General features: G+C 78.2%; 1 pseudogene. It reads left to right on the forward strand.

The features are described from left to right. Window positions 1-216 (forward strand): annotated as a pseudogene (locus AX737_RS26450) (methyl-accepting chemotaxis protein); the annotation flags it as partial.

Below are 216 nucleotides of genomic sequence, written 5' to 3' on the forward strand. Positions count from 1 at the left end.
GACGGGTTCGAGCGCGCGGTCGGCGGCATCGTGGCGACCGTCACGGCGGCGGCGACCGAGTTGCAGGCCACCGCCCAGAGCATGGCGGCCACCGCGCGCGAGACGGCGGGCCAGTCCGTCTCCGTCGCCGCCGCCGCCGAGGAGGCGGCCTCGAACGTCACCACCGTGGCGGCGGCGGCCGAGGAACTCGGCGCCTCGGTGGCCGAGATCGGCCGG

It is taken from the genome of Methylobacterium sp. CCH5-D2, assembly GCF_001556475.1.
Classification (GTDB): domain Bacteria; phylum Pseudomonadota; class Alphaproteobacteria; order Rhizobiales; family Beijerinckiaceae; genus Methylobacterium; species Methylobacterium hispanicum.